General features: G+C 67.2%; 20 protein-coding genes, 1 tRNA gene and 1 other RNA gene. 11 read left to right on the top strand and 11 right to left on the bottom strand.

Features of this window, described 5'->3' with window-relative positions; translation table 11 throughout:
• Nucleotides 1–288 precede the first annotated feature (288 nt).
• Nucleotides 289–906 carry a trimeric intracellular cation channel family protein gene (locus EPN33_13150; protein ID TAN21570.1) on the bottom strand — a complete coding sequence of 206 codons (618 nt, stop codon included), beginning with the start codon at nt 904–906 and terminating at the stop codon, nt 289–291.
• Between the two features lie 33 nt (nt 907–939).
• Nucleotides 940–2,160, bottom strand: a complete 1,221-nt coding sequence (locus tag EPN33_13145; protein TAN21550.1) for an amidohydrolase — start codon at nt 2,158–2,160, stop codon at nt 940–942.
• A 28-nt stretch (nt 2,161–2,188) separates the two neighbouring features.
• On the opposite strand from EPN33_13145, the gene EPN33_13140 reads away from it, so the two are divergent.
• The 3 genes from EPN33_13140 to EPN33_13130 are packed head-to-tail and all read left to right on the top strand — an operon-like array spanning nt 2,189 to nt 5,712.
• A complete protein-coding gene (locus EPN33_13140) occupies nt 2,189–4,981 on the top strand; it encodes a PIG-L family deacetylase (protein TAN21549.1) in 2,793 nt (930 codons plus the stop codon).
• Nucleotides 4,982–5,021: 40 nt separating this feature from the next.
• On the top strand, nt 5,022–5,294 hold the full coding sequence (locus EPN33_13135) for a DUF2191 domain-containing protein (GenBank protein ID TAN21548.1): 273 nt from the start codon (nt 5,022–5,024) through the stop codon (nt 5,292–5,294).
• Nucleotides 5,281–5,712 (top strand): PIN domain-containing protein, encoded by a 432-nt coding sequence (locus tag EPN33_13130; GenBank protein TAN21569.1) that lies wholly within the window; start codon nt 5,281–5,283, stop codon nt 5,710–5,712. Before EPN33_13135 ends, EPN33_13130 begins: the two co-directional genes overlap by 14 nt.
• Here EPN33_13130 and EPN33_13125 read toward each other — a convergent pair.
• The 3 genes from EPN33_13125 to EPN33_13115 form a co-directional block, all read right to left on the bottom strand.
• Nucleotides 5,669–6,979 (bottom strand): phosphopentomutase, encoded by a 1,311-nt coding sequence (locus EPN33_13125; protein ID TAN21547.1) that lies wholly within the window; start codon nt 6,977–6,979, stop codon nt 5,669–5,671. The two genes, EPN33_13130 and EPN33_13125, sit on opposite strands and share 44 nt — an antisense overlap.
• 10 nt (nt 6,980–6,989) lie before the next feature.
• The gene (locus EPN33_13120; GenBank protein TAN21546.1) at nt 6,990–7,205 is read right to left on the bottom strand and encodes a hypothetical protein; all 216 of its coding nucleotides are present in this window, start codon (nt 7,203–7,205) and stop codon (nt 6,990–6,992) included.
• A 6-nt stretch (nt 7,206–7,211) separates the two neighbouring features.
• A tRNA-Ala gene (locus EPN33_13115) sits at nt 7,212–7,287 on the bottom strand.
• Nucleotides 7,288–7,370: 83 nt separating this feature from the next.
• On the opposite strand from EPN33_13115, the gene EPN33_13110 reads away from it, so the two are divergent.
• The 5 genes from EPN33_13110 (at nt 7,371) to metH (ending at nt 13,706) form a co-directional block, all read left to right on the top strand.
• Nucleotides 7,371–7,958: a hypothetical protein gene (locus EPN33_13110; protein TAN21545.1), complete on the top strand. Its 588-nt coding sequence runs from the start codon at nt 7,371–7,373 to the stop codon at nt 7,956–7,958.
• Complete coding sequence (locus tag EPN33_13105) at nt 7,959–8,402, top strand: PIN domain-containing protein (protein TAN21544.1); 444 nt, start codon at nt 7,959–7,961, stop codon at nt 8,400–8,402.
• A gap of 7 nt (nt 8,403–8,409) precedes the next feature.
• Nucleotides 8,410–8,802: RNase P RNA component class A (gene rnpB, locus EPN33_13100), an RNA gene on the top strand.
• A 7-nt stretch (nt 8,803–8,809) separates the two neighbouring features.
• Entirely contained in the window at nt 8,810–10,114 is a 1,305-nt protein-coding gene (aroA, locus tag EPN33_13095; GenBank protein ID TAN21543.1) for a 3-phosphoshikimate 1-carboxyvinyltransferase, read from the top strand.
• A gap of 16 nt (nt 10,115–10,130) precedes the next feature.
• Entirely contained in the window at nt 10,131–13,706 is a 3,576-nt protein-coding gene (gene metH / locus EPN33_13090; protein TAN21542.1) for a methionine synthase, read from the top strand.
• A 143-nt stretch (nt 13,707–13,849) separates the two neighbouring features.
• Here the strand turns inward: metH and EPN33_13085 are convergent, their stop codons facing one another.
• The 3 genes from EPN33_13085 to EPN33_13075 form a co-directional block, all read right to left on the bottom strand.
• Nucleotides 13,850–14,920, bottom strand: a complete 1,071-nt coding sequence (locus tag EPN33_13085; GenBank protein ID TAN21541.1) for an agmatine deiminase family protein — start codon at nt 14,918–14,920, stop codon at nt 13,850–13,852.
• Complete coding sequence (locus EPN33_13080; GenBank protein TAN21540.1) at nt 14,920–15,810, bottom strand: carbon-nitrogen hydrolase; 891 nt, start codon at nt 15,808–15,810, stop codon at nt 14,920–14,922. The genes EPN33_13085 and EPN33_13080 overlap by 1 nt, the downstream gene beginning before the upstream one ends.
• 63 nt (nt 15,811–15,873) lie before the next feature.
• Entirely contained in the window at nt 15,874–16,449 is a 576-nt protein-coding gene (locus EPN33_13075; protein TAN21539.1) for a hypothetical protein, read from the bottom strand.
• Nucleotides 16,450–16,469: 20 nt separating this feature from the next.
• Here EPN33_13075 and EPN33_13070 point away from each other — a divergent pair, with 20 nt between their 5' ends.
• Genes EPN33_13070 through EPN33_13060 form a run of 3 tightly spaced genes read left to right on the top strand, consistent with a single transcriptional unit; the run spans nt 16,470 to nt 19,221 of the window.
• Nucleotides 16,470–17,744, top strand: coding sequence for a pyridoxal phosphate-dependent aminotransferase (locus EPN33_13070; protein ID TAN21538.1), 1,275 nt, complete (start codon nt 16,470–16,472; stop codon nt 17,742–17,744).
• A complete protein-coding gene (gene galE, locus EPN33_13065) occupies nt 17,741–18,739 on the top strand; it encodes a UDP-glucose 4-epimerase GalE (protein TAN21537.1) in 999 nt (332 codons plus the stop codon). Before EPN33_13070 ends, galE begins: the two co-directional genes overlap by 4 nt.
• A 14-nt stretch (nt 18,740–18,753) precedes the next feature.
• Nucleotides 18,754–19,221 carry a thioredoxin-dependent thiol peroxidase gene (locus EPN33_13060; protein TAN21536.1) on the top strand — a complete coding sequence of 156 codons (468 nt, stop codon included), beginning with the start codon at nt 18,754–18,756 and terminating at the stop codon, nt 19,219–19,221.
• 1 nt (nt 19,222) lies between these two features.
• Here the strand turns inward: EPN33_13060 and EPN33_13055 are convergent, their stop codons facing one another.
• The 3 genes from EPN33_13055 to EPN33_13045 are packed head-to-tail and all read right to left on the bottom strand — an operon-like array spanning nt 19,223 to nt 22,786.
• A complete protein-coding gene (locus tag EPN33_13055) occupies nt 19,223–20,548 on the bottom strand; it encodes a glycosyltransferase (protein TAN21535.1) in 1,326 nt (441 codons plus the stop codon).
• Complete coding sequence (locus EPN33_13050) at nt 20,355–21,365, bottom strand: glycosyltransferase family 9 protein (protein ID TAN21534.1); 1,011 nt, start codon at nt 21,363–21,365, stop codon at nt 20,355–20,357. The genes EPN33_13055 and EPN33_13050 overlap by 194 nt, the downstream gene beginning before the upstream one ends.
• Nucleotides 21,362–22,786 carry an O-antigen ligase domain-containing protein gene (locus tag EPN33_13045; protein TAN21533.1) on the bottom strand — a complete coding sequence of 475 codons (1,425 nt, stop codon included), beginning with the start codon at nt 22,784–22,786 and terminating at the stop codon, nt 21,362–21,364. The genes EPN33_13050 and EPN33_13045 overlap by 4 nt, the downstream gene beginning before the upstream one ends.
• Between the last annotated feature and the right edge of the window lies 1 nt (nt 22,787).

The raw sequence follows: 22,787 nt of genomic DNA, 5'->3' as shown, positions 1-22,787 counted from the left end.
GCTGCGCTGGGGGCCCCTACGCCCCAGCTCCGCTTGGGAAGGCCGCGCGCTTCTGTGGGTGCGCCGTGTTCGCCGCGCGGCCCGCTCTCTAAGGCCGAGAGCCCGCTGCGCTGGGGGCCCCTAGGCCCCAGCTCCGCTTGGGATGACCGCGCGCGTCTGTGGGTGCGCCGTGTTCGCCGCGCGGCCCGCTCTCTAAGCCGAGGGCCGGCTGCGCTGGGGGCCCCTACGCCCCAGCTCCGCTTGGGACGACCGCGCCGCGTTTGTGGGTGCGGGGCTACGCTCCGGGGGCTAGGCGCCGGTGATGCGCGCGACCGGCAGGCCCCAGCCTCGCCGCATGGCCGCAATGCGCAGCGCGAAGCACAGCCCCGCGCCTACAATCGCCGCCGCGACGGGCGAGGTGTGCAGCCCGTTGCCGACGACCACCGCGCCGGCGCCCACCAGTGCCGCCACCGCATAGAGCTCGGTGCGCAACACCGACGGAATTTCCCGCACCAGCACGTCGCGCACCACGCCGCCGCCGATGCCGGTGGTCATGCCCAGCAGCACCGCCGCCACCGGTCCGGCATGGTAGGCCAGCGCCTTGCTCGCCCCGGCGACCGCGAACATCGCCAGGCCGGCGGCATCGAAGGTCAGCACGGGGCTGCTCAACCGGTTGATGGTGCCACTCCAGCGGAAGGTGATCAGGCCGGCCAGAACCGAGACTCCGACGTAGCGCCAATCGTAGATGGCCGCGGGCGGCGTCGCACCGATCATGAGGTCGCGGGTGATGCCGCCAGCATTGCCCGCGGCAAAGGCCAGCACCAGGACGCCAAACAGATCCAGCCGGTGCTTTACGCCCGCGGTCGCGCCGCTGAGCGCGAACACAAACGTGCCGCCCAGGTCAAACACCACCAGCAGCGTCGAGATGACGACGTGTTCGGTAATTACCAAGTGCGCTCATTATGAAGACAACCACGCCTGCGCAGCAACTACCAGTGCTTCGACGCCGGTTTCCAGCGTGGGGTGGAGCACGGGCGCAAAGTGCGGGCTGTGATTGACCGGGATCGTGCCCAGCTTGCCCTCTTTTTCGGCCTGCGCATACGCTGCGGCGTCAATTCCACCCACAAACCAGAACACCGAGGGCACGCCCCATTCGCTGCCGAAGGAGCCGAAGTCCTCGCTCGCCATCGTGGGCTTAGTGTCCCGGACGCGATCCGCGCCGAAATGCTGGCGCAGCGCCTCCTCGACGCGCTGGGTTGCCTGGGGATCGTTGCGCACCAGCGGGTAGCGGTCGAGGGGCTTGATCTCCGGAGGCCGGGGCGCACCGGAGGCGGCTGCCTCAGCATTGACGATGCGTGTGATCGCCGCCAGTACGTGCTGGCGCACGCCTTCGTCAAAGGTGCGCACGTTGAGCTTGATCACCGCCTCGTCGGGAATCACATTTTCCTTGGTGCCGGCCTGCAGCGCGCCGATGGTGACCACCACGGCGTCGTTGGCGGCCACCTCGCGCGACACTATGGTCTGCAGCCGCAGCACCACGGAAGCCGCCATCACCACCGGATCGACGCTCGCCTCCGGCATGGAGCCGTGCGCGCCGCGGCCGAAGAGCCGGATTTCGAGGCTGTCCGCCGCCGACGTGGTCGCGCCCGCGCGGCCGGCAACGGTTCCCGACGGCATGCTCATCACATGCTGGCCCAGCACGACGTTCGGCTTGGGAAAGCGCCGGAACAGGCCGTCGTCGATCATGGCCTGTGCGCCCGCAGCGGTTTCTTCCGCCGGTTGAAAGGTGGCCATCAGTGTGCCGTGCCACTGATCCCGGGCCTGGGCAAACAGCGTGGCCGCGCCGATCAACCAGGCGACGTGCATGTCGTGGCCGCAGGCGTGCATCACGCCGGGCGTTGTGCTCGCATAGGCAAGGCCGGTGGCCTCGGTGACCGGCAGCGCATCCATGTCGGCGCGCAGCATCACCTCCGGCCCAGCGCCGTTCTCGAGCAGCCCGACCACACCCGTCTTCCCCACACCTGACGTAACCTTGTATCCGGCCGCGCGCAGCTTTTCCGCCGCCACCCCCGCGGTGCGTGTCTCCTGCATCGACAGCTCCGGATGGGTATGCAGGTCCTTGTAGATCTGTTCCAGGCTGGGCAGCAACCCGCCCAAGTTGCCAGGTACGGAAGCGCTCATAGCTTTACTCTAGGCCCGTTTTGTTACGATGAATTGTTTCCTGAGGAGCGGGTCCATGAAGCTGCGTGCATGCGCGATTGCGACAGGATTGTTGCTGGCCGCGGCGATAGCGGTGCGGGGGCAGGCGCCGCCGCCGCGCGCCATCGCCATCGCGCCACTGGTCGCCAGCCGCCAGCTTCCAATGGATCGCGGCGCGGCGGCGGTGTGGCAGAGCCTGGAAAAGCTGCACACCCGCGCCAGCCTGCTGTTCATCGTGGCGCACCCGGATGATGAAGACGGCGGTTTGCTCACCTACGAATCGCGCGGCCAGGGGGCGCGCGTCGCGCTGCTGACGCTCAACCGCGGCGAGGGCGGGCAGAACCTGATGTCGAACGACTTCAACGACGCCCTTGGCCTGGTGCGCACCCAGGAGCTGCTCGCCGCTGACCGCTATTACGGAGTGCAGCAGTTCTTCACCCGGGTGGTCGATTTCGGTTTCTCCAAAACCAAGGAAGAGACCTTTCAGCAGTGGGGCCGCGAGCGCGTGCTGGCCGATGTGGTCCGCGTGGTGCGGCAGGTACGGCCGCTGGTGATCGCCTCAACCTTCGTCGGCGGTCCCAGCGATGGCCACGGCAACCATGCCGCCTCGGGCGAGCTGGCGCAGGAGGTTTACGCTGCCGCCGCCGATCCCAAGCTGTTCCCCGAACAGATTCGCGCGGGATTGCTTCCCTGGCACGCGAGCAAGGTCTACGCCCGCGTTCCCATGCGCGCCTTTACGCCCAAGGGCATTTTCGACTACGCGCGCGGGATTTACACGCCCGGCCGCGTTTACGACTACGTGCAGCAGCGCTGGATCGAGGGCAAACCCTCGGTCAACGTGGCGGTTCCGGAAGGAACCTATGATCCCGTGCTCGGCGCCTCGTTCACGCAGCTCGCGCGCCAGGGACTGGCGGAGCAGCGCACGCAGTTGAGCGGCATCGGTATTCCCGACCTGAGGCCGGAGAGCACGCCCTATCATCTTTATGGCAGCGAGGTGAAAACCACCGGCCACGAAGGTTCAATGTTCGCCGGCATTGACACTTCGCTCGCAGGCATCGCGGATCTCGCACCGGGAGAAAATACCGGCGCGCTGCGGGAGGCGCTGCGGGCCATCAACGGTGACGTGGAGCAGGCGATGCGGCAGTTCCGTGGCCATCAGCCGCAGGCGATTGCGCCGGTGCTGGCGCACGGGCTGGCGGCGATGAACGCGCTGATACAGCAGGTCGCCGCAGGCGATTTCAGCGCGGCCGCCAAGGCCGACATCGAGCACGAGCTGCGCATCAAGCAGGCGCAGTTCAATGACGCCATTGTCGAGGCGCTCGGATTGCAGTTCACCGTGCGCGTGGCAGGGCGCGGCCGCGGCGGACGGGGTGGTCCGGCGGTGAGCCGGCAGGTGGTGATTCCGGGCGAGCAGTTCCGGGTCGATACCCACTTTGCCAATCCCACCCACGCGCCGCTCGCGCTGAGTTCGGTCACGTTGCGCACCGCTTCCGCTCAGCCGGATTGGACCATTTCGCAACCGGCGCCGGCTGCGGAAGAGGTCTTCACCGTGACCGTGCCGGCGAAGGCTCCGTCGACGCGTCCTTATTATTCGCGGCCCAATGATATTCAGCCCTGGTACGACATCGACGATCCCCGCTACGTGACCTTGCCCACCACGCCCTATCCGCTCGCCGCCTGGGCGAAAATCAGCTACGCGGGTGTGACGCTCACCATGGCGCAGGATGTGGAAACCGTGGCGCGCCCGGAGGCCAGCGGCATCGTCGAGAATCCGCTGGTGGTGGCGCCGCCGATTTCCGTGGTGGTCGATCCGCGCCAGGGGATTGTGCCGCTGTCGGCGCATGCAGTGAGTCTGACGGTAACGGTGCACAGCAATGTACCCGGCCCGGCGCGCGGCAGTGTGCATCTGCGCTTGCCCGAGGGCTGGACGGCGTCTCCCGCGAGCGCCGGCTTCGCGTTGCAGCAAAGCGGCGAAGAAGCACCGCTGCATTTCACCGTCACGCCCCGCGATCTCACCCGCTCCAGCTACAGCATCACCGCCGTGGCCCGCTACGACGGCCACGACTACGAAGAGGGCTATCACACCGCCGGGTACATGGGCCTGCGCCCCTACAGCCTCTATTTCCCGGCGATCTACAAAACCCGCGGCGTGCAGGTGGCGATGGCGCCGGGCCTGAAGGTCGGCTACGTCAGCGGCACCGGCGATCATGTCGCCCAGGATCTGGTGAACCTGGGCGTGCACATGCAGTTCCTGAGCGCCAGTGACATCGCCAACGGTGATCTGGGCGCCTATGACGTCATCGTGCTCGGCATCCGCACCTATGCCGCGCGCCCCGAGTTGCGCACCTTCAATGGCCGCCTGCTGCATTACGTGCATAACGGCGGCGTGCTCATCGTGCAATACCAGACCTCCGAGTACGATCATGACTACGGCCCATATCCCTATTCGCTGGGTGGGAACGGCGAGCGGGTGGTGGTCGAAACCGATCCGGTCAACATTCTCAAGCCCAGCGATCCGCTGCTGAACTGGCCCAACCACATCACCGAAGCCGATTTTCGGGGCTGGGTCGAGGAGCGCGGCCACGGCTTCATGCAAAGCTGGGACCCGCGCTACACGGCGCTGATCGAGACGCATGACCCGGAGCAGCCGCCGCAAAAAGGCGGTCTGCTCTACGCCGCTTACGGCAAAGGCGTGTACGTCTACGAAGGCGTGGCGCTCTATCGCCAGCTCGCCGATGGCGTGCCCGGCGCCTATCGCCTCTTCGCCAATCTGCTCAGTCTGCCGCGGCGCGCACAGCATTGAGCCAGCTCACCCATACTGCACGATATGGTAGTATGGGTCCATGAAGACGACGGTGGAGATCGCCGACGGCTTGCTGCAGGAAGCCAAGGCCGTCGCGCACGAGCAGAAGATCACGCTGCGGGAACTGGTGGAGGATGGCTTACGCTTGGCGCTGGAGCAGAAGCGCAAACCCAAAAAGCCGTTCAAGCTGAAAGACGGTTCCTACCGCGGCCAGGGCATGGTGAAGGACTTCACCTGGCCGGAGCTGCGCGACATTATCTACGAGGGGCACGGCGGGAATCCTCTGCCCCCGGACGGTGATGATCGCGGTTGACACCAACATTCTGCTGTACGCTCATCGCGCCGAGTTGCCGTGGAACAGCGCCGCCAGCGAGCTGTTGAAGAAGCTGTCGGAGGGGGCGGAGCGGTGGGCGATTCCGTGGCCCTGTATTCACGAATTTCTGGGCGTTGCCACGAATCCGAGAGCCTTTAAACCGCCGACGCCGCTGCCGGCGGCGCTACGGCAAGTGGAACTTTGGATGGCGTCGCCCAGTCTGCGCCTACTGGGCGAGGCGGCGGGGTATTGGGAGCGGTTGCAGGAACTCGTGCAGGCCGGGCATTTGGCGGGGAGTGTCATTCACGATGCCCATGTCGCGGCGCTGTGCCTCCAGCACGGCGTGGAGGAGCTCTGGTCAGCCGATCGTGATTTCAGCCGGATGCGCGGGCTTCGGGTGCGGAATCCGCTGCTGTAATCTCGGCGAGAAACGATTCGCCGGCGGCGAGCTGGGTCCCGAAGTTTTCCGCAATCGTGGCGCCGATGTCGGCGAGCGAGGCGCGCGTGCCCAGATTGACCGCCCGTGCGCCCGGCGCATACGCCAGCAGGGGAGCGTACTCGCGCGAGTGGTCGGTTGAGGGCGTGGTCGGGTCGCAACCGTGATCGGCGGTCAGCAGCAGCAAATCATCCGGGCGCATGGCGTCGACAATGCGGCCCAGCCCCTCGTCAGCTTCCGCCAGCGCGGCAGCGTAGCCGGTGACGTCGTTGCGATGGCCGTAGAGCATGTCGAAGTCGACGAGATTGGTGAAGATCAGGCCGCGTTCGATTGACTGGCGCGGGGCCGGGCGTGGCTGCGCCACGCCACCCGCTTGACGCTCGACCGGGCTGGGGGCCCCGGGAGCCCCAGCCCGGCCCTCGCGTACCGGCCCCAGCGCGGCCAGCGTCTGGGCAAGGCCGTCGGCATTCGATTCCATGGCGGCGTGCGAAGTGATGCCGCGCCCAAGGAAGATGTCGAAAATCTTGCCCACGGCATGCACCGGAACGCGCTGCTCCTCCAGCCGGTCCAGCAACATGCCCGGCGGCGGCGGCACGGCATAGTCATGGCGGTTTCGGGTGCGCGTGAAGCCGATCTCCGCGTCGCCAATAAACGGCCGCGCAATGACGCGGCCCACGCGCCAGGGGCCTTGCAGCAGCTCGCGCGCCGCTGCGCACATCGAGTAAAGCTGATCAAGCGGCACGCCTTGCTCGTGCGCTGCGACCTGGAAGACGCTGTCGGCGGAAGTATAGACAATCGGAAAGCCGGTGCGCAGATGCTCGGCGCCCAGGCGCTGGATGATTTCGGTTCCGCTGGCGGCGACGTTGCCCAGGGTGCGCCGCCCAATGCGCTGCTCGAAGGCCTGGATCAGCTCTGCAGGAAATCCGCCGGGAAATACGGGAAAGCCCGGGTCCAGGATGATGCCCGCCATTTCCCAGTGGCCGGTGGTCGTGTCTTTACCATCTGAGCGCAGCGCGCAGCGGCCAAAACCGGCGGTGGCCGGGCGTTGCGCCGAGACGCCCGTAAGCGGCCGAATGTGGCCCAGGCCCAGACGCTCGAGCGTCGGCAGGGGCGTCGGGCAGTGCGCGAGGACGTGGCCGAGCGTATCGCTGGCCGCATCGTCGGGCCCGTAGCGCGCCGCATCGGGCATGGCGCCAATGCCCACGCTGTCGAGCACGACCAACACGACGCGGCGAAAGCGCAGAGGCATTCTCTGCCGATTATTGCTTGGCGCGCGTGCGCTGTCGCTGCTGCCAAAGCAGGAGAATGAGGCCCAGGAGGGCGGCCGCCGCCGCAGGCCAATCGGATCGTGGCGCGCCCTGAGGTTGACCGCCCCCGAGCGCGGTCACCGGCATGTGCGGCAACAGCAGCACCAGCAACCCGCCGGCGAGCAGCGCCAGCCCCAGCCAAGTCCAGAAGCGAGCCGAAACAGTCACGAGGAGTGGTGGACGTGAGGGGGATCGAACCCCTGACCTCCGCGTTGCGAACGCGGCGCTCTCCCAGCTGAGCTACACGCCCCTTCGGAGCTTGATTTTAGCATGGGAGCCGGAATTTTCCTATTGACAGGGGCCATCGATTTCCTTATAAATATAAGTGGAGCAATGGGCGCAAAGACCATCGGCGAATTGAGTGCAGAACTCAAGAATCAACTCGTGCGAATGCGGATTGCGCCGGCGGGGACAGAAATTGCTTCGGTATCGCTGCTGAGCGGGAGCAAACCGGAGGCGGCCCGCAAAAAACGCGCGAATGCCTCCGCAGCAAAAAGCTTCGGCGCCGGCGACTCCATCTTCATCACGCTGCGGGAGGCGCCAGTCTCGGCGGGCGCCGAGCAACACCTGGAGGATTTGCTCCAAACCCTTGCCGAGGCCGAGCGGATTCCGCAATACGCGTTTGTGGCGCTCAAGTGGTTGCGCGACACCTACTTGCCCGGCCGCCACTCCTGGGCCGCTAGCCCCGAGGAGCGCGATCGTGTTCTGCGGCGTGCCATCGATATGGACCTCATTCGTGTCCATCGCGTGCCCAACCCCAAACACCCCGAGTTCCCTACCTCGAGTCTGCAATTGAATCGCGCCCATGCCGAGGTGCAACGGCTGTTCGGCCCCCATCCGGCGAAATGGGATTTTACTCCCATCAAAATTGAGGGTGAGCCCGCCTCCGTAACGCTGCGCCGGATGCGCGACGGAGACTGATTGCCGACCGCTTTCCTCGATTCGAGTGCCGCCCTTAAGCTGTATTTCGAAGAGACGGGGAGCGAGTCCATGCGCGCCTTCGCGGGCCGCGGCCTTCCTTGCGCCATCTGCTCCATCGGCGCCGTCGAATTCCGCGCGGTGGTGCGCGCAAAGGAACGTTCGCGAGTGCTGTCCGGCGGCGACGCCCGCTCGATGCTCGTCCACTTTGAGCAGCGCGTGAGACACGCCTGGACCTACCAGCCCGTGAATGAGGTGGTATTCGCCCTGAGTGCGGTTCTGATCGATCGTCACCCCTTGCGGGCGCCCGACGCCCTGCAGCTAGCCGCGGCCATGGTGCTACTTCAGATTCAGCCGATTGAGTTTGTCAGTTCCGATCATCGTTTGCTGGAGGCGGCGCGCCGCGAGGGGTTAGCCTGCTGGGATCCGGCGGGCGGCGTAGAATAGAGGTTCGGCAGGCGGGCGGGCAATCGCGGCGGAGCGCGCGCAAGCGCGCGGCGTCGAGGAAAGTCCGGACTCCGCAGGGAAGCGTGCTGGCTAACGGCCAGGGGGCCGGCTTCACAAAGCCGGTTTACGGAAAGTGCCACAGAAAAGGTACCGCCGCAGGTGTTCGCATCTGCGGTAAGGGTGAAAAGGTGCGGTAAGAGCGCACCGCTCCGCTGGCGACAGCGGAGGCAGGGCAAACCCCACGTGGAGCAAGGCCAAATAGGGAAGGGAGGACTTTCCCGGTCCGCTTGAACTTCCGGGTAGGCCGCTAGAGGCCGTCAGCAATGGCGGCTCCAGAGGAATGATTGCCGCCGCGATTTCGGTCGCGGCACAGAATCCGGCTTACAGTCCGCCTGCCACATTTTTCGATGGATCTCGCTCTCACTCCGGCCCGCAACTTCTCTGGTGCGGTGCGGCCGCCGGGGGACAAATCGCTCTCGCATCGCTGTGCTCTGCTGGCCGCGCTGGCCGAAGGGTCATCGAAGCTCAGCCATTACGCGACCGGCGCCGACTGCCAGAGCACGCTGGCGTGTCTGGCGGCTTTGGGCGTGGGTATCGAGCACAGCGGGCCGGAAGAAGTCGCCATCACCGGGGCCGGCTTGCGCGGACTGCACGCGCCCTCCGGTCCCCTGAACGCCGGCAATTCCGGCACCACGCTGCGCATGCTCAGCGGCATTCTGGCGGCGCAGCCCTTCGCCGCCGAAATTTCCGGCGACGCCTCGTTGTGCAATCGCCCCATGCGCCGCGTACTGCAGCCGTTGCGCCTGATGGGCGCTCAAGCTGCTGCGGCCCCGAACGACCGTCCGCCGCTGACGTTTGCTCCCGCCGGCGGCTTGCACGGCATCGACTACGCTTTGCCGGTTGCCAGCGCACAGGTAAAGAGCGCCCTGCTGCTGGCGGGCCTCTATGCCACGGGCGTAACGCGCATTGTCGAGCCTCAGCCCACACGCGACCATACGGAACTGCTACTGCGGCATTTAGGGGTGCCGGTCGAGCAAGCCGCGCAGCCGCGCGCGGTCAGCCTCGCGGGGCCGGTGGAGCGGCTGGCGCCGCTGGGCGACTTCCGCATTCCCGGCGATCCCAGCTCGGCGGCATTTTTTCTGTGCGCCACCGCCGCCATTCCGGGCGCCGATCTGCTGGTGGACGGCATTTCGCTGAACCCCACGCGCTCGACCCTGCTCGATGTGCTGCGCCGCCTGGGTGCACGCCCCGAGGTGGTCTCGATCGAGGAGCACGCCGGCGAACTCATGGGCAGCCTGCACCTCGATGGCCCGGAATTTCTCACCGGCACGCGCATCGCCGGCGCCGAAGCGGTCGCGCTGATCGATGAAATCCCGATTCTCGCGGTGCTGGCGACCCGCACCCGCGAGGGCATCGAGTTCGCCGACGTGGGTGAGTTGCGCGTGAAGGAAAGCGACCGCCTTGCCGCCATCACCCATAACCTGCGCGCCATGGGCGGCGTATGCGAAGAGCGTCCCGAGGCGCTGTTCGTTCCCGGCGGCCAGAAGCTGCACGGCGCCGAGTTGCCGAGCTACGGCGACCATCGCATTGCCATGGCGTTTGCCGTTGCCGCGCTGCTGGCTTCCGGCGACAGCCGCATTCAGGACGCCGGCTGCGCTTCGATTTCCTATCCCGAGTTTTATTCGGCTTTGGAACATCTGGTAGAACGGTAAACTGGAAGTTCTGACTATGCTCGATGCTCAAGCCCGTCGCGTTGCCCTTTATGCCGCTTTGCGCCAGCGCATTCTGGTGCTGGACGGCGCCATGGGCACCATGCTGCAGCAGCGTCAGCTCACCGCTGCCGATTTCGGCGGTCCGGCGCTTGAAGGCTGCAACGAGAATCTGGTACGCACGCGGCCGGACGTTTTGCTCGATATTCACCGCGAGTATCTCGATGCGGGCGCGGACATCATCGAGACCGACTCCTTCGGCTCGACCAGTATCGTGCTGGGTGAATACGGCCTCCAGGCCCATGCGCGCGAAATCAGCCGTATCGCGGCGCAGCTCGCCCGCCAGGCCGCCGATGCGGCGTCCACGCCGGCGCGGCCGCGCTGGGTCGCTGGGTCGATGGGGCCGACCACGAAAGCGATCACCGTCACCGGCGGCGTGACCTTCGAGCAACTGCGCGCGGCCTTCCGCGAGCAGGCCGAGGGGCTGGTCGAAGGCGGCGCCGATCTGCTGCTGGTCGAAACCTGCCAGGATACGCGCAACATCAAAGCCGCGCTGCTCGGCATCGAGGATGCGGGGCAAGCGCTCGGCGTCAAGATTCCGGTCATGGTCTCGGGCACCATCGAGGCCATGGGCACCATGCTCGCCGGACAATCGGCCGAGGCGCTCTGGGTTTCGCTCGAACACGCGGATCTGCTCTCGATCGGCCTGAACTGCGCCACCGGTCCGGAGTTCATGACCGATCATGTGCGCACGCTGCATACCCTCAGCCACCGCTACATCTCCTGCTATCCCAACGCCGGCTTGCCCAACGAGGAAGGCAAATACCGTGAGACGCCGGAGTCGCTGGCGCACCAGATGCAGCGCTTCGTGCAGCACGGCTGGGTGAACCTGATCGGCGGCTGCTGCGGCACCACGCCGGCGCATATTGCCGCCCTCGCCGCCATGGCTGCCGGTCAGACGCCGCGCCTGCCGCCGGCCCCTTCGCCGCGCGCCTTCTTCAGTGGCATCGAAACCGTCGAGGCGGACGATGCCACCCGGCCCCTGATCATCGGCGAGCGCACCAACATTGTGGGTTCACGGCTGTTCAAGCGGCTGGTGGCGGAAGAAAAGTGGGAGGAGGCGAGCGAGATCGCCCGCCGCCAGGTCAAAAACGGAGCCCACATTATTGACGTTTGCCTGCAGAGCACCGAACGCGAAGAGATCGGCGATATTCCGCCGTTTTACGAAAAACTCATCCGCAAGATCAAAGTGCCGGTGATGATCGATACCACCGACGCCCGCGCGGTTGAGCTTTCGCTCACCTATTGCCAGGGCAAGGGTCTCATCAACTCCATCAACCTGGAAGATGGCGAGGAGAAGTTCGAGCGCATCTGCCCGCTCGCCCGCCGCTACGGCGCGGCGCTGGTGGTGGGCTGCATTGATGAAGACAAGCTCCAGGCGCAGGCGTTTACGCGCGAGCGCAAGCTGGCCATCGCCCAGCGCTCGGTCGCGCTGCTCACCGAGAAATACGGTATTCCGGCGCACAACATCGCCATTGATCCGCTCGTTTTTCCGTGCGCCACCGGTGATGAAAACTACATTGGGGGCGCTGTCGAGACCATCGAGGGCGTGCGTCTGGTGAAAGAAAACCTGCCGGGCGTGAAGACCGTGCTGGGCATCTCCAACGTTTCCTTCGGGCTGCCGGCGGCGGCGCGCGAAGTGGTCAACTCCGTCTTCCTGTATCACTGCACCAAAGCCGGCCTCGATCTCGCCATCGTCAACGCCGAAAAGCTGGAACGGTTTGCTTCGCTTCCCGCCGAGGAGCGGGCGCTGGCCGAAGCGCTGCTGTTCAACGCGCCGGTGGAAAGCGTCGCGCCGGGCGCGCCCGCCGATTGGCGCCAGCAAACGAAGCAGCAGCGGGCGCGGCTCAACCAGCACCATATCGCCGCCATCGCCGAGCATTTCCGCGCCCCGCGCGCCTCCAAGGCCGCCGCCGTCGAATCGCTGCCGCTCGACGAGCGCCTGGGCCGCTACATCATTGAAGGCACCAAAGACGGTCTGGTCGCCGATCTCGAGCGGAAGCGCGCCGAGGGTGCCACCCCGCTGGAGATCATCAACGGCCCACTCATGACCGGCATGGCCGAGGTGGGGCGGCTGTTCAACAATAACGAGCTGATCGTGGCCGAAGTGCTGCAATCGGCCGAAGCCATGAAGGCCGCGGTGACGCACCTCGAGCAGTTCATGGAGAAATCCGAGTCGGCCACCAAGGGCTCCATCATCCTGGCCACGGTCAAGGGCGATGTGCACGACATCGGCAAGAACCTGGTCGATATCATCCTGTCCAACAACGGCTACCGCGTCGTGAACCTGGGCATCAAAATCCCTCCCGAGCAGTTGATCGAGGCCTATCAGCGCGAGCATCCCGACGCCATCGGCCTGTCGGGGCTGTTGGTGAAAAGCGCCGGCCAGATGGCGGTCACCGCCGGCGACTTGCGCGACGCCGGCATCACCGCCCCCTTGCTGGTCGGCGGCGCCGCGCTTTCGGAGCGCTTCACCACCACCCGCATCGCGCCCGAATACACCGGTCCCGTCTGCTACGCCAAAGACGCCATGAGCGGCCTTTCGCTGCTGAACACGCTCATGGATCCGGCCGGTCGCGCGCGCCTCGCCGCGCCGGCGCCGCCACGCGCCAACATCGTGCTCCCGGTGCCCGCGCCGGAAGTACCCATGAGCACGCGCCGCAGCCGTAAGGTCAGCGCCGATTTGCCCATCCCCACGCCCGCCAGCCTGGAGCGCTTCGTGCGTGATGTGCCGCAGCTTCAGGAGGTCTGGAGCTACCTCAATCTGCTGATGCTCTACGGCCATCACCTCGGCTTCAAAGGCAACTTCGAAAAGGCCTTGGCGCAGCGCGATCCCAAAGCGCTGGAGATGGCGCAGCTCGTCGAGGACCTCCAGCGCGAAGCCGCCGAAATCCTGCATGTCCGCGCCGTCTGGCAATTCTTTCCCGCCGAGCCTGACGGCAACAGCATTCATCTGTTTGCCGCCGACGCCCCCGCCGGCGCTATTCCGCTGCACAGCTTCCACTTCGAGCGGCAGCGCAAGGAAGACGGCCTCTGTCTTGCCGACTACGTCCTGCCGCCGCGCAGCGTCGATGAACGCCTCGTTCGCGACCACCTCGCCTTGCTGGTTGTCACCGCCGGTGCGGGCGTGCGCGAACGCGCCGAAGCCGCCAGGCAGGCCGGCCGCTACGTCTACTCGCATGGCCTGCAAGTGCTGGCGCTCGAAACTGCCGAGGCCACCGCAGAATGGCTGCACCGCCGCATCCGCGAGGACTGGGGCTTCCCCGATCCGCCGGAGATGACGATGAAAGACCGGCACACCTCCCGCTACCGCGGTAAGCGCTACGCCTTCGGTTATCCCGCCTGCCCCAATCTCAACGATCAGGCCGGCATCTGGAAACTGCTGCGCCCCGACGAAATCGGCGTGCACCTGACCGACGGCATGATGATGGAACCGGAGGCCTCAACCAGCGCCCTGGTTTTCCATCATCCCGCCTGTGCCTATTACTCCATCAGCGACGAGGCAGCCGGCCGGGCCGTCCCGCTGGGAGCCTGACCCGCTCGCGCGTCTTCGTCTTCCTCGCGCCAGTCGCGGTCGTCGTGCCGCGTCCAGTAGGCCATCAGCGCGATCACCACGCCGCACCACGCCCACCCGAAGAACGCCGCCCAGTGGAAATACATATCACTCTGTGAGATTCATTACGGCGCCCCGGCGTTGCGTCCACTCCGCCAGGCGCGCGGCTGCTGTTGCGTGAGGCAGTGGAAGGCGCCCAGGCCCCAGACCAGGTCGCGGCAGTCGAGGCCCACCACGCGGCGCGCGGGAAACAGCGCCTCCAGCACGCGCGCCGCGGCTTCGTCCTGGCGGCAGGCGAATTGGGGCAGCAGAATGGTCTCGTTGCCGATATAAAAATTTGCGTAACTGGCGGGCAAACGCTGGCCTTCCCATTCCACCGGCGCCGGCATGGGCAGGGTGTGGATGTCGAGGCGCCGGCCGCGCGCGTCGCGCAGGCTGCGCAGGCGCTCCAGGTTGGCGGCGAGGGGTGCGGCGTTGGCGTCCCCGGCGTTGCGCTCCAGCGCGGTGACCACCACGCCGGGCGCCACGAAGCGGGTGAGGTCGTCCACGTGGCCGTCGGTGTCGTCGCCCACGATGCCCTCGCCCAGCCACAGAATTGTTTCCACGCCCAGGTAGTCGCGCAACCGCGCTTCGATCTGCGTGCGCTGCAATTGTGGATTGCGGTTGGGGTTGAGCAGGCAGGCTTCGGTGGTGAGCAAGGTGCCTTCGCCATCCACGTCGATCGAGCCACCCTCGAGAATCATGCCCGGATGAAAAACCGGCAGCCCGAGGGCGTCGCCAATCCGCGACGGCACGGTATCGTCCAGATCGAACGGCGGATACTTCCCGCCCCAGGCGTTGTAGCCCCAATCGACAATGGCCTGACCGCTATCAGCTCGATTCAGAAAAATTGGTCCATGGTCGCGAATCCAGGCGTCGTTGTTGGCGATATGAAAAAACTCGACTTCGGCCACATCACCGATCTGCGCGCGTGCCGCCGCCTCCATCGCCGCATCCGCCACGCAGATGCGCACGCGCTCGCCGGGCGCCAGCGCCCGCACCATGGCGGCAAAGATTGGCGGGATGCGGTCCAGCTTGCCCGGCCAGCTAGCTTCTTTATGCGGCCAGGCGAGCCAGGTAGCCGCATGCGGCGCCCACTCGGCGGGCATGTGGAAGCCCTGCGGACCCGGCGGTCGCGTAAGGTCGAGGGCCGCCATCAGTCGCGCAGCCGGTGGGTGAGGTCCTGATAAGCGTCCAGGCGGCGGTCGCGCAAGAACGGCCAGTTCTGGCGCACGGTTTCCACTTCGTCGAGATCGCAGGCCGCCATCACGATTTCTTCCTGATCGGCCGATCCCTGCGCCAGCATCCGGCCGCTGGGATCGGCGATGAAGCTATTGCCCCAGAATTCAATCCCGTTGCCCTGCGGCAGTCCGGGGTCATGCTCCAGACCGACGCGATTGACGGCGGCCACAAAGACGCCGTTGGCGATGGCGTGCGCCCGCTGCGCCGTGATCCAGGCATCAAGCTGGCGCTCGCCGTATTCTTCCTTTTCCGCCGGATGCCAGCCGATGGCGGTCGGGTAAAACAAAATTTCTGCGCCCGCCATGGCGGTCAGCCGCGCGGCCTCGGGGAACCACTGATCCCAGCACACCAGCACCCCGAGCGGTCCCTTCGCGGTTGCAAAGCGCTGGAAGCCCAGATCGCCCGGCGTGAAGTAAAACTTCTCGTGATACAGCGGATCGTCCGGAATGTGCATCTTGCGGTAGCGTCCGCGCAGCGTGCCATCGGCATCGATCACCACCGCGGTGTTGTGATAGATGCCCGCGGCGCGGCGCTCGAACAGCGAGGCGATGACCACCACGCCAGTGCGTTTCGCCGCCGCCGCCAGCGCCTCGGTAGTCGGTCCCGGAATCGGCTCGGCGAGCGCGAACCGCTCGATATCCTCGACCTGGCAAAGATACGGCGTGCGGAACAGCTCCTGCGTGCAGACAATGTCGGCTCCGCCCGCGGCTGCCTGCTCGATGCCATTCACTGTCCGCGCTACATTCCCCTGCGGATCCGAGCTGGCCTTCGCCTGCAGCAGCGCAATATTGACCACCCTCGCCATCGTTCGATTGTACGGCACCCCCGCGCCTGCCTGTCCCCTGGCCCCTGACCCCCGACTCCTGCTTCACCGGTACAGCAGCAGCACCAGAAACAGATACACCCAGATGATGTCGAGGCAGTGCCAGATGATGCTGGTCAGGTCCATCAGCAGCGGCCGGTCGGACTGCAAGCGCCCGCGCCAGGCGCGCGAGAATACCCAGGCCAGCAGCCCCAGCGCCACCAGAATGTGCGCCGCGTGCGCCGCGGTCACGATATAGAAAAAGCCGCTGTTCGGATGGGTACTGATATAGACGCCGCTGACCAGCAGGTAGCGCCAGGCCAGCGCCTGGCCGAGCAGGAACAGCAACCCCAGCCCCAGCGCCACGCCCGCCCAGCGCAGCGTGGCGCGCATCAAGCGCACCTGCAGAAATCGCCGCGACCGCCAGAGCGCCACGCTGCTCGCCAGCAGCAGGCAGGTATTGGCGGTCAGGATGGTAGTCAGCTCGGGCGAGAGCCAATAGATGGTCAAGCCATGGCGCTTGATGTAAGCCAGCGTCAGCGCCAGGAAGAACATGGTCATGGCGGCCATGACCAGCCAGACGGCGCGGCGGAATTTCCGCACCGACAGGCCAATTTCCCAGTCCCGGTACTGTGTTGCCATGCTGTAGTTCCATTGTACGAATGACTGGCGCGGGGCCCCGAGCGGCTGCGCCGCTCGACCCGCTTGGCGCCCGGCAGGGCTGGGGCCCGTGGCCCAGCCCCGCCCGAGCGCAGGGCTACAATGAACAGCAGCCCTTCTGCATGTTTTCCGCGCGCACCGCCTGGCCCCTCGAACCCAATCGCCTGCATCAGCTTGCGGAGCAGTGTCGTGGCGACGGCAGCCTCATTGATCTCACGATTTCCAATCCCACCCGCTGCGGGTTTGAGTATCCGGCTGAGCTCGTGGCGGCGCTTGCCCAGCCCACGGCGCTCACCTACACGCCGCAGCCGCTGGGCCGGGAGCCGGCACGCGCCGCGGTCGCCGCCTATTACCGTGAACGCGGGCTGGCGGTTGCGAGCGACCGCGTCGCGCTCACCGCCAGCACCAGCGAAGCCTACAGCCATCTGTTCCGGTTGTTGTGCAACGCCGGCGAGGCGGTGCTAATGCCTTCTCCCAGCTACCCGCTGTTCGAGCTGCTCGCGGGTGCGCAGGACGTGCGGCTGCACGCTGTGCCGATGCTGTACGACCAGGGCTGGCTGCTGGACATGGCCATGCTTGAGCGGGCGCCCGATGACGTCCGCGCCCTGTTGCTGGTGCACCCCAACAACCCCGCCGGCAACTATATCCAGCCACAGGAGTGGCGCGCCGTGCAGGCGCTGGCTGCCGCACGCGGCTGGGCGGTGGTGGTCGATGAAGTTTTTTACGATTTCGCCATGCCGCCCGGAGCGCCGGTGGCCCTGGACTTCACCGCCTGCCCGGCCCTGACTTTTCTGCTGAACGGCTGCTCGAAGTTGTCAGCGCTGCCGCAAATGAAGCTGGCCTGGATCAGCGTCTTTGGGCCTGCCGCGCAGGTGCGCACCGCCTGGGCGCGGCTGGAGATGCTGCTGGATTTGTACTTGTCGGTCAGCACGCCGGTGCAGCTTGCCGCGCCGGTGCTGCTCGAAGCGCGGCGGGTGATGCAGCCGCAGATTCTGCGCCGGTTGTGCGAGAATCTGCATACGCTGGATGCGGCTCTCACGCGACTGCCCGCGATCGAACGCTTCCCCGTGGCTGGCGGCTGGAGCGTGCTGCTGCGCCTGCCCCGAATCCACAGCGATGCGGAGTGGGCGGAACGGCTGGTCGAACGCGCCGGTGTGCTCACCCATCCGGGACATTTCTATGGCCTGGAGATGGAGAGCTGTCTGGCGCTGAGTCTGCTGCTGCCGCCGGAGGTGTTTGCCGCGGGTGTGGCGCGCATGGCGAAGGAGATGGCATGAACATTCTGGTGGCCGGAGGCGCGGGTTATATCGGCGGCGTCATGAGCGAGCTGCTGCTGGAGCGCGGGCATAACGTCTGCGTCTACGACAACCTGTCGCATGGCTACCGCGACGCGGTGCCCGTGGCCGCGCATTGGGTCGAGGGCGATGTGGGCGATCGGGAAAAACTCGAGCGCGTTTTCGCCGAGCAGCGCATCGAAGGCGTCATTCACATGGCGGCCTTCATCGAGGTGGGCGAGTCGGTGCGCGAACCGCACAAATATCTGGAGAACAACACTTTGCGCGCCGTGGCCCTCTTGCAGGCCATGGAGCGCGCCGGCGTGCGCTTGCTCGTGCTCAGTTCGACCGCGGCCGTCTACGCGCCCAGCGCGCAGCCGCTGGCCGAAACTGCACCGCTCGCGCCCGCCAGCCCCTACGGCCTGAGCAAGCTTTATCTCGAGCGCCTGCTGGCCTGGTACGCCAGCCGCGGCCTGCACTATTACGCCCTGCGCTACTTCAACGCGGCCGGCGCCACGGCGCAGCGCGGCGAACGGCATCAACCGGAGTCGCACCTGATCCCGCTGGTGCTGGAGGCGGCGGCGGGCGAGCGCGCGGAGATCCAGATTTTCGGCGACGACTATGCCACGCCGGACGGCACCTGCATCCGCGACTACATTCACGTGTGCGACCTGGCCGAGGCGCATCTGCTGGCGCTCGACGCCCTGCGCGCGGAAGCGGCAGCCGGCGCCGCGGCGGGCCCTCTGCCGGACCTTGCCGCGCGCGCCTTCAACCTCGGCAATGGCGCCGGGTTTTCCGTGCGGGAAGTCATCGCAGCGGCCGAAAAAGTCTGCGGCCGGCCCATACCGCAGCGGTCATCTCCGCGCCGCAGCGGCGACGTGGACCGGCTGGTGGCCGACAGCACCAGGATGCGCGCGCTGGGCTGGCAGCCGCGTCTGTCCGATCTGGAAACCATGATCGCCTCCGCCTGGAGCTGGAAGCAGATAAAGCGCCGCTGACCTACAATCGAGTTATGCAAGCCGGCGATCGCGCTCCCTCGTTTTCGCTTCCCGATCAAAGCGGCCAGGTCCGCAAGCTGAGCGATTTCCGCGGCCATCCGCTGGTGCTCTATTTTTATCCGCGCGCCAGCACCTCCGGCTGCACCGTGGAAGCGCAGGAGTTCCGCGATCATTACGCCACCTTTCGCCGCCGTGGTATCGCCATCGCCGGGGCCTCGCCCGACACGGTTGCCGCGCAGAAGAAATTCGCCGACAACGAATCTTTGCCCTTTCCCCTGCTCGCCGATGCCGAGCGCGCGCTCTGCGAGACGTACGGCGTGCTGCAGCCCAAGAGCATGTATGGCCGTAAGTTCCTGGGGGTGGTCCGTACGACTTTCCTGATCGACAGCAAGGGCGTCGTACGCGCGGTGCTGGAGAAGGTCAAACCGGCGGGTCACGCCGAAGAAGTCCTCGAGGCCATCAAGACACTGGGTCTCGCCTGAGCTACGCCGCGCTCCGCCGCACCGCCAGCAGATCCTGAAACAGCGCCGCCAGCTCGGCCCCGCGCCGTTCGATACTGAACAGCGCGCGCGCCCGCTGCCGCGCCCGCTGGCCGCAGGCCAGCCGGAAGGGGCGGTCCTCCAGCAACCGCCGCAGGGCGGCCGCCAGCGCGGCCGGATCATTTGGTGCGACGGTCAAGCCCGTCAGGCCGTGCAGGCTAACCCAATCGGTGCCCGTCGCCAGCGTCGTATTCACCACCGGCAGGCCGGTCGCCATAGCCTCCACCTGCGCCACGCCAAAGGCCTCGGCGGGTGTGCGCGAGGGCAGTGCCAGCACGTCGGCCTCGTGCAAGCGCTGGGGCAGCTCGGCGTCCGGGACGTGTCCATAGAACCGGACGCGCTCGCCGAGACCGAGTTGTGCCGTCAGCCGCTCGAGGGCCGGGCGTTCGCGGCCGTCACCCAGAATATGCACGTTGGCCGCAAGACTCACGGCGGTCCGCAGCAGCACATCCACACCTTTATAGGGGACCAACCGCCCCAGAAACGCGATCACTGGCCACCGTTTCGGCCGCCGCTGCGCGCCCGCTTGGAGAAACGGCCGCAGGTCGAAACCGAAAGGAATCACGTGCACGCGCTCCTGCAGCGCCGTCAGCGCGCGGCATTGGGCGCTGCTGCTAGAGCTGACGACAATCGCCTCGGCGCGCTCCAGAAAACGCCGCGTAATTTCCTGCTGCGGCAGCGTCATCCAGCGCGGCCGGTCCAGCACTTCCGCGTGCAGCGTGGCGATCCAGCGGGTATGCCCCGGCAGGGCGAGCGCGGCCGCTTCGGCCAGCGGAAAGGGCAGATGAAAGTGCAGTAAATCGCTCTGCGCCGCGAGCGTGCGCAGTGCCGGATAAAATCCCGCCGCAACCGGCATGCCCGCCACCACCGGCGCCGGCAGCTCCCGTCCCTCGATGCCGGACGGAAACGGCCGCGGCGGGCTGCTCCAGGGCCGGCAAGCGAGCACGCGCACGCCGAAGCCGCGCTGCGCCAGATCGCCGGCTTCGGCGTGCAATACCGCCTCCACGCCGCCGCGGTCGCGGCCCCAGAATTTGTTCACCAACCCTAGCCGCACACTATCCGGCACAGACCCGCTCCTAGCGCCGGAGATAAAGCTGCGCGCTGCTCCAGACGGCATCGACCGAAACTTGTTCCAGGCAGCGGGCGTGGCGGCAGCGATAGGCCTGTCCACGCACGCCGGCGCGCGGATCGTAGCAGGGCCCGCAGCCCGCCAGACCCTGCACGAAGGGCTGGTCCGGCGCGTGAATTTGCGCGGCCGGTGTGGGCCCATACATGCCGAGCGCCGGGCGATCCAGCGCCTGCGCCAGCACCAGCGGCAGCGAATCGTTGCCGATGACCAGATCGGCGGCGGCGATGACCCCGGCGCTATGACGCAGCGGCAGAACGCCGGCCAGATTGCCGCGTGCGCCTTCCGGCAGGCGGCGGCAGATCCAGTCGACGCCGTCGCGGTCACCGGCGCCGCCGATCCAGCGCAGCGCCACGCCAGCGGCGCAGGCGCGCTGCGCCAGCTCGAGGAAGCGCTCGCGCGGCCAGACCCGGTTCGGCATCGCCGACCAGGGATTGCTCGCACCTCCCGGCGCCAGCGCCCAGCGCGTTCGCGCCCCGGCGTCTTGCCACAAGGCTTCGCCGCTGACCAGTTCGCTGGCGCTCAACTGCAGACGCGGCCGCAGCGCCGCGGGCGCACGAATGCCGGCCGCCGCCAGCAGATGCGCCAACTGTTCCAGCCGGTGCTGCTCCAGCCGGTAGGGCACAGTGTGGCCGAAGGCCAGCACCTGGCCGCCGCCGCTCAGCCGCGCGGTAGCGTACAGCCAGCGCGAGCGGTGCGCCAGCAGAATCATGCTGGGGCCGTAACGCCGCTGCCAATTCCGCAAAGCCCGCAGCCATTGCCAGCCGCTCGGCGTCCGCAAAACCCGCAGTTCGTCCACGTCGGGATTGTGTTGCAGCAGGGGTGCGGCATACGCCGTCGTGATCCAGCCGAGCGTGGCTTGTGGGTACGCAGAGCGCAGTGCCCGTGCCAGCGCCGTGGTCAGTAAGACATCGCCCGCCGCGGCGAGCTTGACGATCAGAAATCGCGGTGCGCCGCTCATGTACGTTGCCTGGCGCTGGCGTGGCTGCGCCACGCCACCCGCTTGACGCTCGGCCGGGCTGGGGGCCTCGGGAGCCCCAGCCCGGCCCCCGCGTGTCGACTCCAGCCGATGCCGGCGGCGGCGGTGAGCATAATCGCCAGCGCGAGCAGCCGCGCGTTCCAGAGCGCTTCCTGGGTACAGCAGGCGGCGAGCAGGCCGCCGTAGCCGGCCAGCACCGGCGCGGCGGCATGCCGGCGGGTACGGTCGAGCCAGCGCAGCGGCGCGGCCACCGCCGCGAGCAGCAGAAGCAGACCGACGGGGCCAGTCGAAGCCCACACCGTCAGGAACATGTTCTGCGCGCCGCGGAACGGACGGGCCGGCTCGACCGGCCCGTCCCCGCCAATCGCGGGCACGCCTAAATAGAGCGCGCGCCCGTAGCCCAGACCGAGCAGGGGATGGCGGGCAATCTGCCGCAGCGCCTCCTGCATGCTCTCCAGGCGGTCGCGGGTGCTGGCATCTGTACTGGGCGCGCGCACCGGCCCGCTCTGCCCGGCCTCCGTCAGCGTGGCGGCGGCGCTGCGCACGCGCTGCCAACTGCGCGCGGGAAACAGCAGCAGGATGGCCAGCAGCAGCACCGCGGCGCGCACTGTCGCGCGCCGGTGTCCCGCCCACCAGAGAAGGAGCATGCCGATCGCGAGCGCGGCATAGCCGGCGCGCGAATCCGCCGCGACCACGTTGCCCGCGATAGCCAGCACCAGCGCGTATGCGGCCCAGCGCCGCCCGCCGCGCGGGGTTGGCTGGCAGAGCAGCCAGAGCAGCGCCCAGGCGCAGGTCACGGCGTAGAAGTTGGCGTCGTAAAACAGCCCGGTGGCGCGCGGCATCGGGCCGCGCGCCAGCGGGCTCAGCGCCAGCACCAGCCGCGCCGCCTGCGCCAGGCCCAGCACCGCGTTCACCGCGATCGCGACCAGCAGCAGCTTGCCCGCGCGCCGCCGCCACGCCTCCCCGCCGCCCGCCAGCGCCACGCCCAGCAGGATAAATAGCCCGAGCTTGGCGGCATGCGCCAGGATGCTGAGCGCGCCGACGCGCGTGAGCGTCACGTCTCCGGCGCTCACCCAGGCCGGCGCCAGCGTCAGCAGCGACCACGCCAGCAGCGCCACCATGCCGATGGCCAAGCCCGGCCAGCGCTCCGGGAACAGTTTGCGCCCGGACCACCAGGCGTAAGCGAGAGCGGGGACCGCCAAGGTGGGCACGATAAAGTTCGGCAACGTCAGTCCCTGCGACCAGGCGATGTGCAGTCCCAGCGTGTGCCCGGAGACGATATCGGGAACGAACAGCAGCGCCAGCAGCAGCAGCGTCCGGATGCCCAGAGCGGCATCGGATGTGGCAGACCGATAGACCGACTGACCGACAGACCGATCGACCCATGTGGCAGTGGCGCTCATC

The organism is Acidobacteriota bacterium, assembly GCA_004299485.1.
In the GTDB taxonomy this organism is placed as follows: domain Bacteria; phylum Acidobacteriota; class Terriglobia; order Terriglobales; family SCQP01; genus SCQP01.
Note: the sequence above shows the minus strand (reverse complement) of the source record. Positions and strands in the feature narration are given on the sequence as shown.

Coding starts and splice junctions, on each gene's coding strand:
- EPN33_13145 (TAN21550.1), bottom strand. CDS start 2,160: ATGAGCGCTTCCGTACCTGGCAACTTGGGCGGGTTGCTGCCCAGCCTG.
- EPN33_13140 (TAN21549.1), top strand. CDS start 2,189: ATGAATTGTTTCCTGAGGAGCGGGTCCATGAAGCTGCGTGCATGCGCG.
- EPN33_13135 (TAN21548.1), top strand. CDS start 5,022: ATGAAGACGACGGTGGAGATCGCCGACGGCTTGCTGCAGGAAGCCAAG.
- EPN33_13130 (TAN21569.1), top strand. CDS start 5,281: ATGATCGCGGTTGACACCAACATTCTGCTGTACGCTCATCGCGCCGAG.
- EPN33_13125 (TAN21547.1), bottom strand. CDS start 6,979: ATGCCTCTGCGCTTTCGCCGCGTCGTGTTGGTCGTGCTCGACAGCGTG.
- EPN33_13110 (TAN21545.1), top strand. CDS start 7,371: ATGGGCGCAAAGACCATCGGCGAATTGAGTGCAGAACTCAAGAATCAA.
- aroA (TAN21543.1), top strand. CDS start 8,810: ATGGATCTCGCTCTCACTCCGGCCCGCAACTTCTCTGGTGCGGTGCGG.
- metH (TAN21542.1), top strand. CDS start 10,131: ATGCTCGATGCTCAAGCCCGTCGCGTTGCCCTTTATGCCGCTTTGCGC.
- EPN33_13085 (TAN21541.1), bottom strand. CDS start 14,920: ATGGCGGCCCTCGACCTTACGCGACCGCCGGGTCCGCAGGGCTTCCAC.
- EPN33_13080 (TAN21540.1), bottom strand. CDS start 15,810: ATGGCGAGGGTGGTCAATATTGCGCTGCTGCAGGCGAAGGCCAGCTCG.
- EPN33_13075 (TAN21539.1), bottom strand. CDS start 16,449: ATGGCAACACAGTACCGGGACTGGGAAATTGGCCTGTCGGTGCGGAAA.
- EPN33_13070 (TAN21538.1), top strand. CDS start 16,470: ATGACTGGCGCGGGGCCCCGAGCGGCTGCGCCGCTCGACCCGCTTGGC.
- galE (TAN21537.1), top strand. CDS start 17,741: ATGAACATTCTGGTGGCCGGAGGCGCGGGTTATATCGGCGGCGTCATG.
- EPN33_13060 (TAN21536.1), top strand. CDS start 18,754: ATGCAAGCCGGCGATCGCGCTCCCTCGTTTTCGCTTCCCGATCAAAGC.
- EPN33_13055 (TAN21535.1), bottom strand. CDS start 20,548: ATGGGCCCACACCGGCCGCGCAAATTCACGCGCCGGACCAGCCCTTCG.
- EPN33_13050 (TAN21534.1), bottom strand. CDS start 21,365: ATGAGCGGCGCACCGCGATTTCTGATCGTCAAGCTCGCCGCGGCGGGC.
- EPN33_13045 (TAN21533.1), bottom strand. CDS start 22,786: ATGAGCGCCACTGCCACATGGGTCGATCGGTCTGTCGGTCAGTCGGTC.